The sequence below is a fragment of the Vibrio sp. 03-59-1 genome, assembly GCF_013114135.1.
GTDB lineage: Bacteria > Pseudomonadota > Gammaproteobacteria > Enterobacterales > Vibrionaceae > Vibrio > Vibrio cortegadensis.
Genome location: NZ_VTYA01000002.1, coordinates 1 through 16,061 on the forward strand (window position 1 = coordinate 1; position 16,061 = coordinate 16,061).

Genomic DNA, 16,061 nt, shown 5'->3' on the forward strand with positions numbered 1-16,061 from the left:
GCGTTGCGGACCCACCTGACTCCATGCCGAACTCAGAAGTGAAACGCAGTAGCGCCGATGGTAGTGTGGGGCTTCCCCATGTGAGAGTAGGACATCGCCAGGCTCCTATTCGTTTTTATCTCTTTATAAAAAAGATAAAAGCAAAAAAGTTTTTAGATTTACCTTTACATTTAAGGAAGCCTAAAAACAAAAACTAGATAATAAGCATCTTAGATAAGGCTTATATTTAGTAAAAATTTGTGGAGGGATGGCTGAGTGGTCGAAAGCACCGGTCTTGAAAACCGGCAACCGTTAATAGCGGTTCTAGGGTTCAAATCCCTATCTCTCCGCCACTTTCAGATATGAAAAAAGCCGTTGTTTATCAACGGCTTTTTTCATATCTGAAGGGTGCAAAGTCAAACCATAGGATTGACTGAGACAATGTACCTATTCAAGACCGCTAATCACAACTATTACACGCGTATCTGCTTACCAAAAAAATTTCGAGATCTTGGTTTTCCATTTGATCTGAAAATTTCCTTACTTACCAAAAATCGACAACTTGCTTCTTTTCGTAATCTTACTGTTGCCATTGAGCTCAAACAGCTTATCGATAGCGTTACCCCACAAACACACCCCGCAGACTTCAAATTAGCGGCCAATGAGCTTATCAATACTCTCAGAAGCACGTTTGTCGATGGGCTTGATGCCACATCTGCTGTCGTGATACCAGTCCGCCCTACAAGTTCAGAATGCTCACCTGAGCCTACAGTGTTTAAACGATGCCCTATCGTCCCATTAAAAGATGCTCTGGCATCTTTTGTTGAGTCTAAACAGTTGCAAGAAGTAAGACCGTTAACCATCCAACAGCTAGAAGCTCGTATTAAATGTTTCATTGAAAGTACTCCCGTTAATGGTGTTGCTGAAGTCACTACAGCACACGCTTTGACTTATCGTGATGAACTTCTGAAAGCTGGGCGAAGCGTAAAAACAAATAAAGAGTACCTTGCGGCATGCTCTCAGTTCTTCAAATACTTAAAGTTGATGAATCACACGCAAATCAATCCCTTCGAAGACGTAAAAATTCAAAAGAAAGCAACTAAACGTATTGATGAACAAAGAGCCAGATGGTCACTAACCGATATGAAGCGTTTTTTTCAATCACCCCATTTCGTGGAAAAAGATGAAGAGTTTCAGTGGATTTCGAAAATCTTACCCTTATCGGGACTGCGTCCTGCGGAGGCTTGTCAGCTTCAAATTACAGATATCAGACAAAAGAATGGTATTGATTACTTTTCGATTTCAGTCGATGAAGAAGGCAAGTATGTGAAAAATGCCAACAGTATCCGTGAGGTTCCAATTCATCATGTATTGATAGACAAAGGCTTTCTTGATTATGTCGAGAAAGTTAGAGCTATGGGGCGCAAACAGTTATTCAGTTACAAGCCACAAAATCAATTTGATGATTGGTCAAAGTCTTACTGTAGCAAAATTGGCAAGTATCAAACTGCTATAGGCATGAAAGCGGGTCAAAGGCCGACGGCGTATGGTTTTCGCCATACCTTTATTGATGAGCTTAAACAGCAAAATGTTCCTGAGCACGTAACAGCCCAAATCGTTGGGCATGCCAACCACAGCATGACTTATGGTCGTTATGGTAAACGGCTACCAATTGAAACGTTAGCCGAGGTAGTAAACCAAATAGACTATATGCCCTTACACTGGAAATAGTAGTTCGCACAAAGCGAGTAACTCCAAGGGGCGTTGCTCGCCTTCACAGAGATAAATGAATTACTTTTTCTAATGTCGATTTTGGTTGGTTAATCGAAAAAGTTTGCTATAAATAAGAAGTGATGAAAATCTATTTAATAACAGTTACTTAATCGTTATTTGAGTTATAAATACACACTTTTTCATAGGAAAAAGTGTGTGAGGCTGTCACTTATTCATGGGAAAAAGTGTAGGGGTAACAAATTATTCATGGCAAAAAGTGTAGTTTTTCAATTGACAAAAAAGTGGTTACATTACTTCAAGTTATGCAAGTTGTCGCTTTTCATTACCCGTAGGCTACTATCGAAAGCTCAAAATTAATAACTGGTTGATAACTAGGGAAATGCTGAAAAAATTATAATAACTAGCTGATATTATTAGTACTTTCAGGTGTGACTTCTGCTTTTTCTGCTTGTAAGCTGTATGCAAAATGAAGAGCAGCAGTAAGCTGCCTAAGCGAAAACAGTTGAAATTAAACAATCAGGACACCCTTAACCTATTCATTGAAAAATATGAAGAGCAACGTAAATCTATCTGTGCTCCTTCTACTCACATTGCAGAGAAAAGCAAAGCGTCTAAGCTGAAGAAACTCTTTCGTCGACGCGCGATTCAAGACATCAACCACAGTGACATCCATGATGCCATTGGTAAGCTGCATAAACGCTATAAGAACAAAACCATCAATGAGTTCCTGACCATTCTTCGAGCAGTGTTCAGTCGAGCTCAACGCGACGGCTTAATAACGCTTAATCCCATGGATGGCATTGAAAACCTGAAAGTAGTCAATGCAGAGCCAATGCCTTTTGAAAAAGAAGAAATCCAAAAGCTCTTTAACACACCCACTGAGTGTCAAAGTGGTAAACACGCACTTTTATTCAATATTCTGACGGGCGTTCGCATCGGTGAGCTACTGGCGTTGTCGTGGGAAGATATTGATTGGAGCCGTCGGGTTTTATATGTTCGACGTTCAAAGGTGCTCAATGACTACAAAGTTCCAAAAACACCAGGCTCTGTTAGAGAAGTTGAGCTCAATGAATTGGCACTCAACGTATTGAGAGACCAGTTGCCATTGACTGAGAAAAAGCGAGCTCGCACCATCTCAGTCTTGCAAATGGATAATAAGACTCTAATCAAAGAGCGTGTCCATTTTATCTTCTACAACAGCCAGACTAGCCAGCCGTTTTTGAATGCTAAGCAGTTTAATAAGACGTTCTTCACTCCGTTTCTCAAAAAAGCTGGAGTTAAGCACCGTGGTTCGAGTCAGTTACGACACACTTACGCGAGTCAAAACCTGACTGCGGGTATCAGTAAAGATTGGCTAGCTAGTCAAATGGGGCACACGAATACTCATATGATTGATAAGCATTATGGTCGTTGGATGCGTAAAGATGCACCTGATTACGCCAATGCGGCAGCCAATCATCTAGCTGATGTATTGGGTTGTGTTAATACAACTCCTACTAAGACAACAGTCAAACGCAGTGATACCTCTCCCGAGATGATCGCTTTATTGCAAACGCTTATTCATGATAAACCCGAGCTCAAAGCCGCACTTTTGCAAGGAAATATGGGGAGTGCGTCATGAGAAATCAGCTCCATATTGTGACTGACACTTTCGATGTCAACGATGGCAGTAAGACTGCCATCAATGGCACTTTCAGTGCCAAAGCCGTCCACTTAAAAAGTGGGATGCTACAGCAACCCGCTACGCTCCCGTCACACTTTTGCTACGCAAAAGATGCACGCGAGCTGCGGGCAAGAGAAGTCTCTCTTGACTCTCTAAATACCTGGCCTCTTAGGAGGGCAGAATGAAGGATATCCATCACTTCCATCGACGAGTGAATTACACTTCTCGGTCGGTAAGTCGGGTGAAATGCGAAGCCTCGCTTAAACACTCACTCAGGCTAATAGTCGCTTTATCTGATTCAAAAGCGAAGTCTAAACCAACGAAAAAGCTCGAATGGAACGACGAGTTATCATCTCAGAATCTAATCTGGTGCAATGGCAGGTTGTCGCCACTAGACAATTGGTCGGAAGAAGCGCGTACAGATTTGCTATATCGAATTGCTCCCACTCCGCGTATTCGCAATCAGAAAGGGCTGCAAACCCAGCATCGTCAGTACCGAAAAAAAGTGAAAACCGCGATTGCGAGTGAGCTAAAAAAAGGCAATAACGAAGCGGCTGAATTTCTTCAAGTGATACTAAATACCAAGGGGTATGTGTCGTATTCTCGGATAGAGAAGTTTGAGAAGCTCACTATGCAACGTAAAAACCAGCGACTAAAAATGCTGGAGACGTACTTAAACGCGCACAACCAAGTTCAGAGCCGTGCGCCAACGAATGCTGTTTATTTGCAAGAGGGTATCCTCAAAGTACCGCATAAATGGAATGTGGGCTCGGATGCTCTTAGCCTCAAAGAATATATCGAGTTCACTCGTCAATTTTTGACACATTACTTCCCGCAGTATCCCATCGAAGCGATTATCGGGCATGATGACGAGCGTGGTATTGACCAAACGACAGGCTGTCATCCCCATTACTTTTTGTCAGGGCGTAACAGTGAAACAGGTGAGTACGATTTGCACAAAAGGCAAATTCAAGTAGTAAACCAGTACGTCCATCAAATTTACTCAGTTGAGGGCTTTTTTCCCAGTAATGGAAACCTGACCAGAGATGAAGCTCAGGATTTCGGCATGTTCTTTCAAAGAATGGTCAAGGATTTCGCAAATGAACACTTGTTTCACGCTAAGGGAATAAATGTAGTATTCGCCCCACTCACTGAGCAGCAATCGGAACATCGAGCGGAAATGAATCGAGAAGCCAGTCTGCCCAAATCTGAACGCAGTTATAACCACCACAGCCATCAATTGCAGCATATTCAAGACAAAATAGCGCTGACAGAGAAAAGGCACGCTCGCTTGTTGAAGGAGCAAGAAAAAGTTGAACTACATCTGACTAAAACCATTGATGATGCCGCGCAGGCGCAGACACGTCTGAGCCAACTAGAGGTAGAGCGAGACACTATGAAAATCGAGGTGTCAGACCTAAAAGTAGAAACGAGTCGACTTGCAACACTCACGCAGGAGTTAACACAAACTCTTGTGCCTAAGTTAGTCGATATCTTTAAAAAAGTGCTTCTTGCTATCAATGCTAAAGACAAAAATATGGCAAAAAAACAATCTGAGTACCTTGAGTCGGCGTTTAATACAGCACTTGAGCTCCCTCCTTCTGTAGCAAGAGGGCTTTCTAGAGAGTTAGCGACTGTTAAGAAGGCTGCTACCCCTACTGAAGCCGAGCTTTCAGTGGATAAGTAAGTCCTCGTGACTAACTTACTGTACTAACTAACAAACCTAAAAATAATAATTAAAAGAACGGTGAAACAATGGCTAGGCCGAAATCATACACGGATGAAGATATCATCAAAACTGCGACTCAATTAATAAATAAAGGAAAGAACCCCACTGGTTGGCACATTAAAGAAGCCCTTGGTCGAGGGAAGATTTCTGCTATTCAGTCCGACTTAGAGCGGCTTATAGACGAGGGGCGTATTGCTGTTGCGACCCAAATAGCAGCGGATACTAAAGAGTCTAAAGCAGAATCCACTTTCCTGAATTATGACTTACCTGCCGAGTTGCAAAATCTCCTAGCTAGGCGTGAGGAAGAGCTTCGCAAAGTGTTGCGTGATATGACCATAGAGTTAAACAATAAAGCGCATGAACATTATGAGTCGATGATGACTGTCCGCATTAGGGATCTCGATGCAAAATACAACTTAACGGTTCGAGCGAAGGAACGAGCTGAAACAGAAGCTATTGATATCGAAGAGCGACTACAAAAACAAGTTGAAGAAAAAGAGCAGCTTGAAGACAAGATTGAAGAACTAGAGTGTGATTTGGCTGAGTCAAAACAAAATAATTTTGAGTTACTACAGCACAACCTTCACCTTACGAATAACTTGAACGCAGCGGCAGAGAAATACGAGACGCTTCAAGGTACACACCTATGCCTGAATGAGCAGCTTTCAGCACTACAAAACGATCATACTGCTGTAACAGTGAAACTGGAGTTCGCACTAAGTGAAAACAAAAAACTTCATACTAGCACTGCAGAGTTGACTGGTGAGTATGACAAAACGAGGGGTTACCTAGCGGAAGCTCATGCAAAACTAAATGTCTCACAGAGTGAGCTACGTAAGTTAGAGGTAACAACACAAGAACAGAGTGGAAGCTGAGTTATTTTTTATTCGGAAGATAGCGTTCATACCTTATGGACTTAATGAGCACATCTGGGTAATAAAATGTTTTTGACAAGAAGGAGTAAACCGAACCTTTGATGCAATAGGAAAGGTTGCCATTACTTCAACCCTTACTGGTGCAAAGTGGTGCAAAGTGGTGTACAGTTCTCTCCTCAATTACCTGAGTTAAGTGAAAATGAAGAAAAAGTGTGATGCTAGGTTATCTGTCTCTTTGGCCTATGAAGATTATCAAGAGTTAATCAAATTGTCAGAGAAAGAAGATGTCTCTATTGCTTGGTTAGTCAGAAAGGCCGTTGATAATTACCTGAAAGAATTACAAAAAGAGAGTGAAACCAAATGAAAGTAGTTTCTCTATTCTCAGGAGCTGGCGGTCTTGATTTAGGATTTAAAAATGCAGGCTTTGATATAGTTTGGGCCAATGATTTTGATAAAGATGCCGTAGAAACTTATAGACACAACATCGGTGATCATATCATTCACGGTAGCATTACCGACATATTAACCACAAACATTCCTGATTGTGATTTAGTTATTGGTGGGTTTCCATGCCAAGGCTTTTCTCAAGCCAATCTGTTGCGTTTTGAAGATGATGACAGGAATAAACTTTATTTAGAGTTCCTTCGTGTTGTTAGGGATAAGCAACCAAAGTTTTTTGTAGCGGAAAATGTACGAGGAATTCTAAGTTTAGCTGGCGGTGAAGCGATCAAGAAAATTGAAAGTGATTTTCAAGAAGCAGGTTATGTGGTCTCCAAAGAATTGTTTAATGTTGCTAACCATGGTGTTCCACAGTCTAGAATGCGTGTATTTATCATAGGGGTACGTAAAGACATTCAATGGGAGTATAAATATCCAGCGCAAACTCATGCTGCGCCTAAAAAGGCACAAAAAGAGGGTTATAAGCCATGGGTATCGATTGGCGAAGCTTTATCTCTGATCCCTGAGCCAGAAAGTAATCATGAGCTATTAAACCATGTTTACTCTCAATATAAAGTAACTAACCGTAACTTTACAGGACATCGAAAAACCGATCCTGAGAAACCATCTCCTACGATTCTAGCAAGAGGTAATGGTAAAGGTGGGGTTTGCGCTATTCAGCATCCAAATAACCACCGAAGAATGTCTATAAGAGAGTCGGCTTTGATTCAGACTTTTCCAATAGATTTCGAGTTTTTTGGCAGCATGACTTCTTGCTATAGACAGGTTGGAAATGCCGTTCCAGTGCATTTTGCACAATTGATTGCAAATGGCTTTAAAGATTACTTCGGGTGTGAATGATGAGAGTTGTATCGTTATTTTGTGGTGCTGGTGGCCTTGATTTAGGGCTAAAACAAGCTGGATTAGATATTATCTGGGCTAATGATCTTTATGCCGATGCGGTTGATACTTATTCAAAGAATATTGGTCGCCACGCTGTTTTAGCCGATATTGCTGAAGTTGATTCTAGCTCAATCCCCGATTGCGATGTGGTAGTTGGTGGGTTCCCTTGTCAGGGTTTCTCTGTGGCTAATATGAGTAGAAAAGCCGACGACCCGCGCAACAAGCTTTACCTAGAAATGGTTCGAGTTATTAGGGATAAGAAGCCCAAATTCTTTATCGCCGAAAACGTAAAGGGCATTTTGTCCTTAGACAAGGGCAAAGTAATCGAAAAAATAAGAGACGATTTTGCTGAGTTGGGATACAAGGTTGAGTATAAACTGCTTAATTGCGCGGACTATGGAGTACCTCAAACTCGGATGCGGGTGATTATCCTTGGTGTAAGACAAGACAATAGCTCAGTAGTAAGTTTTCCACCTGAACCTACACATACTAAAGATGGAGTGTTACTTCCTAAGTGGATCACTATCGGCGAGGCTTTAGCTCACTTTCCCGAGCCAGAACGAGGGACTCACATACTTAATCATGTATGCTCTGCATTCAAACTAAAATTTAATGGTCACTTGGGACATAGAACGATAGATCCTAATAAACCATCACCTACCATTACTGGTCGTGGTGATGAAAAAGGAGGTGTCGTCGTACTACATCATCCAGGCAATCATCGGAGAATTACAGTTAGAGAAGCAGCTTGCATACAATCCTTCCCTGATGACTTTGAGTTTTGTGGTAGTAAAACCTCAGGCTATAGACAAATCGCCAATGCGGTTCCCCCAAAACTTGGTTATGCATTAGGTAAAATGTTATTGGCAGCAGAACAAGAGACCTTACGTCACAAAGAATGCGCCTAATTAGCTGTTATTTAAAAAGTTAAGTGTTAGCATCATCTCATAACAGAGGTGATGCTATGAATTACAACAAAATAATAAAACCATTTTCTGGTTATCGCTGGCAGTGGGCTAGTAATACACCTAGTGAATCTTTAAACAAGCCAAATGTTTTTTTTGGGTGCCTTAGGGTTTTGTATGAGAACCAAGGCCAACCAGCAAATGCAGATTCAGTATTTGACGGATTGAAAAAAATTGAGGTTGACCTATCGAAAGAACTCGAGTCTAAGGGAAAGTCTTTGCGACTGGCCAGAACAGGTAAGAGAAACCTATTTCGAAACTCCCAACAATACTGGAAAAATCTTGGTCTCTTAATTTCGACCTCTCGAGGTATCGAAATCTCCAACTTGGCTCGAAAATACGTTGAGAGAAAATTATCTAGAGGAGAGTTTGCTACATACATAGTTAAAACTCTTGAATTACCTAACAGTCACGTTCACTCACAGGCTGAGATTGATGACTGGAACCGTCATGGCGTATGTTTGAAGCCCTTAGAACTTATACTTGAGGTTACATACAAGTTATATTTACGTAATCCTGATTTTGGTTATTTAACAACTGAAGAGCTATATACGGTAGTTATTCCCTTAGCAGGTGTATTAACTTCGACCACAAACATTGTCGATGGAATTCAGATTTTTAGAGACCGACCAGAAGAGTTTGCAACAACCTGGAAAGCCAAAGAGAAAGATAATGATCATAGAATTATTAGAGAGTACCTACTGTTTTTGCACTATTACGGTTTTTTATCCTTAAGAGAGTCAACGTTATTGGGCAAAAGACTATCAAATGAAAAACAACAGTTTTTTATCAACTCGACAGACATCGTTCTCATAGCATCTTTACTAGGAAACTCAGTTGATTCGTCTTTAGGTGAACCATTTGAACAAGCCAATGATTTTGAAGAACGAGTCCAAATCTCTGAACAAATCCGAAATAAAGTTAACGTAACTGTTACTGCTCGCCCGTCACAAGCAAAATTCAGAAAAGCAGTGTTAGAAGCAGGAAATGCTATATGCCTACTATCTGGGACAAGTGTAAAAGATGTATTGCAGGCATGCCACATCATTCAAGTCAAAGATAACGGTTCAGATGAGGTCTGGAATGGAATATTGCTTCGAACCGATCTCCACACGCTGTACGATAAGGGACACTTCGTGATACACCCTGATGGAAGCATTACGAAATCTGACACCATCTTGGCAGATCCGATTTATAGAGAGTCAATCCCTGACAAAATTCATTTGCCTCCATACATAAGCACGGAGGCTTTAAGAATACGCATCAATTACGGGGCTTAGCGGCAACATCTCTTATGTTGCTCTCAAAAGCACTATAGAAATAAGATACGTTTTGCCATACATTATTTACAAGGTATGCTAAAACGTATCACTTTCGTCAACCCATTACATCTAGAACAGCCTAAAAAACTTTCCATACTTACAACCTCTTATGCTGCAAAATTCGGCATAAGGCGTGCTGCCTTGTTGTTTGCAAGTAGTAGAATGGCATAACTAGGGATCGATCATAAAAGCCACCAGGTTTACAGCCATATCGCCGAGTTTATTGGCAGCCCGATCGCTCCCACACCTCGTTATGATTGAGTGACTTTGTTTGTAAGGTACTAAAAGTAAAGACTATTTTTGTTCTAATGTGTATTTTGATCACTCCTACACCCTAGGTGCTTTATAGCCCAGTCGTTCAATCAGCATGCGATGACTGTTTCACCTGACTATTCAGGCAGTATTAGTGAGCGGTAAATGCTGGTGTCTTCAAGTAGTAGAATGGCATAACTAGGGATCGATCATAAAAGCAACCATTTACAGCCATATCGCCGAGTTTATTGGTAGCCCGATCGTTCCCACACCTCGTTATGATTGAGTGATTTTGTTTGTAAAATACTAAAAGTAAAGACTATTTTGGTTTAATTGCGTATCTTGAACGCTCCTACACCCTAGGTGCTTTGTAGTCCAGTCGTTCAATCAGCATGCTATGACTGTTTCGCCTGACTATTCAGGCAGCATTTGAGAGCGGTTAATATAGGTGATTGGATGTAGTAGAAAGGCATAACTAGAGAGCGACCGTAGAAATCACGATGATTCCACCCATATTATAGATATCATGATCGTTCATGCACCTCGTTAAAACTGGAAGATGATGTTTGTTACTATAAGATAAAACAATAACTTATAATTAAAAATATGTGCTCAATCCTTAATCTCAGAAGCCTTGGTAGGCTGACAGTTTCCGCACACTAATTTAGTCAAGAATGCTGTCGATAACTCGCTAATATTAGTTTGCCAGTGGGGGATAACAGTGCCTTGATGGTACATTGAGATAGAATTGCTGTTTGTACAATCGATAAGAAATCATTTAGTGAATGACTAATTGAGAGAGCAGTAAATAGTTCATTTTGTTGCATATACTTTCCCGTCAATTGATATACCGCGTTGTTACATGCATCTACTATGCAACTATTTTTTAGAACTGGAGCTGTGAGGTTGCGCAGGTGTATAAACTGCTTTCTCTTACGTAAGGTTTTTGGATATAGAATGATAACTTTTATACAGGTATATCGACTCATATAATCGACCCAGCCCATTAAGTAATCTGGTATTGAGTTACCAATTCTAATGCACAGCACTGTAGCTGTGTTGAATTTAGAAAGTAAATCGGCACAGTCATAGATACTCAGGTCTGGCAACTCCTTGGTGCGTATCTGTTGACGCAGTTCATCACGTCGAAGTGTATGATTTTTATTGATAAAACTTTCGGTGCCGCTTTTATTGGAGGATATATACTGCCAAATTGTATGAATGATACCCTCGACCTGATCACCCCTAATAGTTATGGGGATGCATAGACATTGTGCGCTCTCTGCGATTCTAGTCTCAAACTCTGAAGACCCTGTACAATTCCATGGGTTCACCTCACAACACAGGGTTCGATCAGTGGCTGAGTTTAGCCAGTTGTTTAGCTCACAGGGGATGTCAGGTGTCCACAATAACATTAGGTTTCTCCATAACCACACAAGGCATATATTACTATAACTGAGTAGCTTGGTAAGGTGAGATTGGGAATCGATCATAAAATCATTTAATGCTGCACCCATATAGCTGATATGACCGTCGAGTCTGACTATCTAGAATGGTTTTATGAGCGGTGAAGATTGTATCGTTTTGGTTGAACCTTAGTAGAAAAGAGTGTAATGTCAACTGACTAAAAGAATTGACAATTAACACTTTGTGTTCTTCATATATATTGCTGATATATAACGGTTAATTTTTGTTTTTTGCGGTAGGTATAGCTTTCAAATCCCTATCCCTCCACCACTTTTAAAGAAAAAACCGCTGTTTTTACAGCGGTTTTTTCGTATCTAGAGCTTCGAAACTTGTCCTGTTTCGCAAGATCGCACTGTGATAATCCCAAAGCGTTTCAATTCTCTCCAACCCGTGAACGAAATCGCTTGCCTGAGAAATATCGAACAGGTTCAATTACTCCATACTCTTTTCGCAGAGCCAAGGTGCGACATTAAGCTTTGTCGAGTTCAAATCTGTTTTTATACAGATCTCCTGCGTTATGATACGGCTTGGTCAGAAGATTGTTATTGTGACGTTTTGGTGATGTTCTAGACGTCTGTCACTTTAAGTGGGAAAGAAACCCAGTGCTTACTCATTCCGCCATACCAAAGTCAATGAAATACAAGAGGCTAACATTGAAGAGCATGCGGTTGCCCAGCTTGTCGGGCATAAGCACAATGCGATGATCTTCTGATTTGCCTTAGTCTCAAAATAAGCTAACTTATATTTAAGACACTGCACTAATAATTAGTTGATAATAGGCACTAAATGAATCGAAATGACTTTCCAAATGAACTAAAAAGGTTGCGTGAAGAACGGGACTTATCCCAAGAAGATTTGGCAAGCTTGCTTGCGTGTTCACATAGGGTTTTTGATGGTGTAAACCAAGTTATGATTAGCAAATGGGAAAGAGGTGAAACCAAAACGAGCTTACTCAGGCGTTTAGGTATCTCTAATTTTCTCTCTCAACACTATGAATATGATCCAAAAGAAACAGAAGTAATTTCACCTTCCGTGAAACTTAGCGAAATTCCTGTTAATCAAGATATATCATACAGTTACGTAATAGATAGTGTTGACTCCCATACGATAAAAACCATTCCTAGTGACTCTTGGAATGACATATTATCGATTCACTCAAAGTTGTATGCAGTAGATTTTTTGAAATTTTACAAGGCAGAGCACCTATCAGTTGACAACCTTGTGATTCACATCTTTTACTGTAAAGGGTTGATGGTAGGTCATATTGTTTATGATAAAAAGACCAGTATGCTTTTGAGTGTTGGCTCTATTAGCTTATCGATCAGGCAGCAGGTGCTTCAGTATATGGCTGAATCTATGGCTAAGAAGTCGCTCATTATTCCCGTTCATGATCCTGCAATGGCACAATTCCTTTATGATTTATACTTGGAACCTAAACGATCAATGTTTGGTTTGTTCCTTTTTACAGTAGATTTTGCCTCTCTTGTCAGCAACCCCTTTTATCAAAACGTATCGGAAGTGGGCGATCAATCATTCAGGTATTTCCGATATTTTAGTCAAAAGATAAAAAAGAAAAGTATCGAATTCATACTATAAATAATTCACGAACTCGACCATATATCATCTGTATATTTTTAACTACAAAACAATATAGCCACCTAAACTCAGTACCTGTAAATTCCGGCTCTGAATCTTACTCAATCTGAAATAGGCTATTACTATGTTACGCAATAACATCAAATTATTGTTATCTATCTTCTTTTTTCTTCCTATATCTGCATTTGCTTCTGATTGTTCAGAAAAAATAGGCTGCGATAAAAAGGCATGTATCATTCAAGCTAAAATGGACATTGCCAAATTAAATGGACATGACAATAAACTTGCCGGATTGAAGAATGCTTTAGATCACGTCAATGATTACTGTACTAATGATGATTTGAAGGATGAATTACTTGAAAAGCTTCAGGATTCTGAAAGCGATCTCAGAGAGTATCGCTCTGAACTTGAAGAAGCCCATTCTTATGAAGAAGAAGATAAGATCCTAAAGTACCAAAGAAAAATCGAAGAAGAGCAACGTGAAGTCAAAGTAATTGAAAGAGAGCTATCGTTTTTGAAATAGAGTTTCTTCAGGCAAGACAAAAGCTCCATGTTATTACGCAATTTGCACTCCAGTGAAGCGGAACAACGGTGATGTTCCGCTTTGTTTCTCATGTGAACATTATTGTCTTACTTTAACCAGACGATACACCCCGAATCGGCAGAAAAATCCTGATCATGTGTGATGAGAATGAAACCTCCTCGGTAAGCATTCAATGCTTGAGTGAGCATGATTGATTCCGACACGCCTCTAACGTCGCGAGTGTACTCTCGGAGCTATGGACAAGCGATTCAGTGGTTGTAACGCATTGATCAAACATCATTTTATTGGGTACAGTCTCAAACAATTTATAGCCAGTGATAGTTTTGTAGTTTATATAGCGTACGATGAACCTTAACAAGTAATAAGCAAAGGTGTAATGATGCGTTCAAATTATTCTCTATTATCGATTATGGTGTTTTCTTCTATAAGTTCAATAGCTTATGCGAGTGAATTTAGCGAAGTTGCACTTCCTAGTCACTTTTACTTACAGCAGGAAAACCAAAATGGTCTGTGTTTACAGCCACGTTCATCACTTAATGTTGCTTCCAGATTATCACTGAATAGCTGTGATACTGAAGATCAAACCTCTGGGGCTGACCAAGTTTTCATGTTTGATACGGATACTGGCAATATCAGACTGCAACAAGATGCCAATATTTGCTTAGGTGTTAATGCGACTGCTCAGGGGGCAGATTTAATGCTGCAACTGTGCGAGAGTAACCAACCTATGCAAAGTTTTGTCTATACGACTCAGCACCAAGTTCAAATCAATGGTAAACCAGATTTTTGCTTATCTTCAGGGCGACAAAATCATCCGACAGAAAGAGCCGAACTATGGCGATGTGATGGTAGTGAAGATCAAGTGTGGCTAAGTCAAAAAGATGAGAAATTGCTTTCCAAAATAGACTTTTCAACGCTGCCTATCGAGTTCACTTTTGATATTGATACCGATCTGGATGGTGTTTCAGAGGCCGTTCCTTATTGGCAAACTGATATTTATGCGTTTAATGCTTTCAACTTTGCATTACAAGCATATAGCGGAATGAACCAAGACCGATTAGATGCGTTAGAAGTGGTATTACCGCGCATTCAACGAATCATGAGAACGCCAGAATTTAAGACACTTTTGCTTTCTAATCAACAGATCATCGATAAGGGGATCGTGAAACCAATAGAGGTATGGCGCGATATTCAGGGACAGAGTGAGCCTATGTATATCAAAGGGGTAGTGCGAAATGGTTCGACAGGTGCTGCAAACAGTACGTATATTTCCCTATCTTTAGGCCGTTACCAAATTTTGATTGATGGTGCTGAAAGCAATTACGAGAATGTAAAGACAGCCGTAGGAACTCTTGCACATGAATACACGCATGTCATTGGTTATGCGCATGATACAAAGGTTCCATACGCAATGACGTATAAGTTTGGTAGGATATACTCACCAAAAAATTGGGGTTATTCCACTATTGAACTTTCTAGCTACCCAGGAGTAATTGATAATTTAATACTTCAGCAGATGGCGATTCCAGATGGCTCTGAGACAGAGAAGTTCTCTTTAAGAGCCAAGTAGAGCCTTTTATATAAATACGTTACTCATATTCGATACTTTCAATACGGTGTTCCTTAGCAGCTTTGATTAAGTGAAAACTGATTATCTAAAAGTATCGAGTATGGGTGTAATGTGCGGAAGAAAGTGCGCTGGTAAGGATGGATTTGATAGCTGAAAGAACCTTCGTTTAGATAGATTCATATTCTCGATTACCTTCCCGTAGTGTTTATCAAAAATAGCATCAAACTGGCCATTGTTTTGTGTAATTTTTATCCTGTCGGTTAATGCTTCAAGTAAGTCAGTACGTTGAGGGTGTATATAAAAAACCAGTGGCATTGGGTAGTAGAGTGCCACCTTTTTATCGATAGTTAACCCTCCTAAGTGTTGAGCGTGCTGATCGAAAACATGCTCTACTTCATTTGCCCCTAATGAGACATAGTCACACAACCCCTGTTTTAAATAGCGAAAGACATCTTCTAGTTCTCCCTTTTCTAAAACTTGATAGTGATTGGCTCGGAAGAGATCAGCATCAGCCCAAGTATTAGGTATTCCCGCGATTAAACCCTTGAGAGTTTCCTCGTCAATATCATGGAATTTTGCTCTATCTTGATCGCGAATGATAAGGATTCGGCAGCCAAGCAGTCCTTTGCACAGAGGCTCAGCTAACTCTAGAAACGTGTTTGGCATAAACTTTTGGTTTCCTGCTACGGTGACTAATACATCTGTCCCTGTATTGAATATATTACCTTCATCTTCTGCGCTAGGATAATTGGTATTGTCACAATTTATCTTATTGTTATTGAACAACATTTCTATTATATCTAACTCGTATAGCTGTCGAGATTTCGACTTGTTACCGTTCCAGAATTTGATCATGGAAAACCTCTTTTTATCATTAACTAACCACTCACTGATATGTTACTTCACAAAACAAGAAAAGAAAGCGCTTTCTTTTTGAGTTCGGTGATTGATACTGGTTAATTGTCTTTGCTGTGACTGTGAGGCTTTATTGAGAGTAATAGCAGGGAAATTGATATTAAAGATA

Annotated in this window: 13 protein-coding genes, 1 tRNA gene and 1 rRNA gene; 14 read left to right on the forward strand and 1 reads right to left on the reverse strand. The window is 40.2% G+C overall.

Annotated elements, in window-relative coordinates; genetic code table 11:
- The 14 genes from rrf to F0249_RS01970 form a co-directional block, all read left to right on the forward strand.
- Window positions 1-103 (forward strand): 5S ribosomal RNA (rrf, locus tag F0249_RS01905); the annotation flags it as partial.
- 138 nt (window positions 104-241) lie between these two features.
- Window positions 242-332: transfer RNA gene (locus F0249_RS01910), tRNA-Ser, on the forward strand.
- Window positions 333-420: 88 nt separating this feature from the next.
- Window positions 421-1,710, forward strand: a complete 1,290-nt coding sequence (locus tag F0249_RS01915) for a tyrosine-type recombinase/integrase (RefSeq protein WP_171755676.1) — start codon at window positions 421-423, stop codon at window positions 1,708-1,710.
- A 469-nt stretch (window positions 1,711-2,179) separates the two neighbouring features.
- The gene (locus F0249_RS01920; protein WP_171755677.1) at window positions 2,180-3,334 is read left to right on the forward strand and encodes a site-specific integrase; all 1,155 of its coding nucleotides are present in this window, start codon (window positions 2,180-2,182) and stop codon (window positions 3,332-3,334) included.
- A complete protein-coding gene (locus F0249_RS01925) occupies window positions 3,331-3,561 on the forward strand; it encodes a hypothetical protein (RefSeq protein WP_171755678.1) in 231 nt (76 codons plus the stop codon). The genes F0249_RS01920 and F0249_RS01925 overlap by 4 nt, the downstream gene beginning before the upstream one ends.
- Complete coding sequence (locus F0249_RS01930) at window positions 3,558-5,063, forward strand: hypothetical protein (protein ID WP_171755679.1); 1,506 nt, start codon at window positions 3,558-3,560, stop codon at window positions 5,061-5,063. Before F0249_RS01925 ends, F0249_RS01930 begins: the two co-directional genes overlap by 4 nt.
- A 68-nt stretch (window positions 5,064-5,131) precedes the next feature.
- Window positions 5,132-5,980 carry a DNA-binding protein gene (locus tag F0249_RS01935; RefSeq protein ID WP_171755680.1) on the forward strand — a complete coding sequence of 283 codons (849 nt, stop codon included), beginning with the start codon at window positions 5,132-5,134 and terminating at the stop codon, window positions 5,978-5,980.
- A gap of 199 nt (window positions 5,981-6,179) precedes the next feature.
- Window positions 6,180-6,344, forward strand: coding sequence for a ribbon-helix-helix domain-containing protein (locus F0249_RS01940; RefSeq protein WP_123294997.1), 165 nt, complete (start codon window positions 6,180-6,182; stop codon window positions 6,342-6,344).
- Window positions 6,341-7,279, forward strand: a complete 939-nt coding sequence (locus F0249_RS01945) for a DNA cytosine methyltransferase (protein WP_171755681.1) — start codon at window positions 6,341-6,343, stop codon at window positions 7,277-7,279. The genes F0249_RS01940 and F0249_RS01945 overlap by 4 nt, the downstream gene beginning before the upstream one ends.
- Window positions 7,276-8,229 (forward strand): DNA cytosine methyltransferase, encoded by a 954-nt coding sequence (locus tag F0249_RS01950; protein ID WP_216599501.1) that lies wholly within the window; start codon window positions 7,276-7,278, stop codon window positions 8,227-8,229. Before F0249_RS01945 ends, F0249_RS01950 begins: the two co-directional genes overlap by 4 nt.
- 56 nt (window positions 8,230-8,285) lie before the next feature.
- On the forward strand, window positions 8,286-9,566 hold the full coding sequence (locus F0249_RS01955; protein ID WP_171755682.1) for an HNH endonuclease: 1,281 nt from the start codon (window positions 8,286-8,288) through the stop codon (window positions 9,564-9,566).
- Between the two features lie 2,547 nt (window positions 9,567-12,113).
- The gene (locus F0249_RS01960; RefSeq protein ID WP_171755683.1) at window positions 12,114-12,923 is read left to right on the forward strand and encodes a helix-turn-helix transcriptional regulator; all 810 of its coding nucleotides are present in this window, start codon (window positions 12,114-12,116) and stop codon (window positions 12,921-12,923) included.
- A 124-nt stretch (window positions 12,924-13,047) separates the two neighbouring features.
- Complete coding sequence (locus tag F0249_RS01965; RefSeq protein ID WP_171755684.1) at window positions 13,048-13,446, forward strand: DUF1090 domain-containing protein; 399 nt, start codon at window positions 13,048-13,050, stop codon at window positions 13,444-13,446.
- Window positions 13,447-13,846: 400 nt separating this feature from the next.
- Window positions 13,847-15,037: an RICIN domain-containing protein gene (locus F0249_RS01970; protein ID WP_171755685.1), complete on the forward strand. Its 1,191-nt coding sequence runs from the start codon at window positions 13,847-13,849 to the stop codon at window positions 15,035-15,037.
- Between the two features lie 81 nt (window positions 15,038-15,118).
- Here F0249_RS01970 and F0249_RS01975 read toward each other — a convergent pair whose 3' ends face one another.
- Window positions 15,119-15,892 (reverse strand): ABC transporter substrate-binding protein, encoded by a 774-nt coding sequence (locus F0249_RS01975; RefSeq protein WP_171755686.1) that lies wholly within the window; start codon window positions 15,890-15,892, stop codon window positions 15,119-15,121.
- Window positions 15,893-16,061 lie beyond the last annotated feature (169 nt).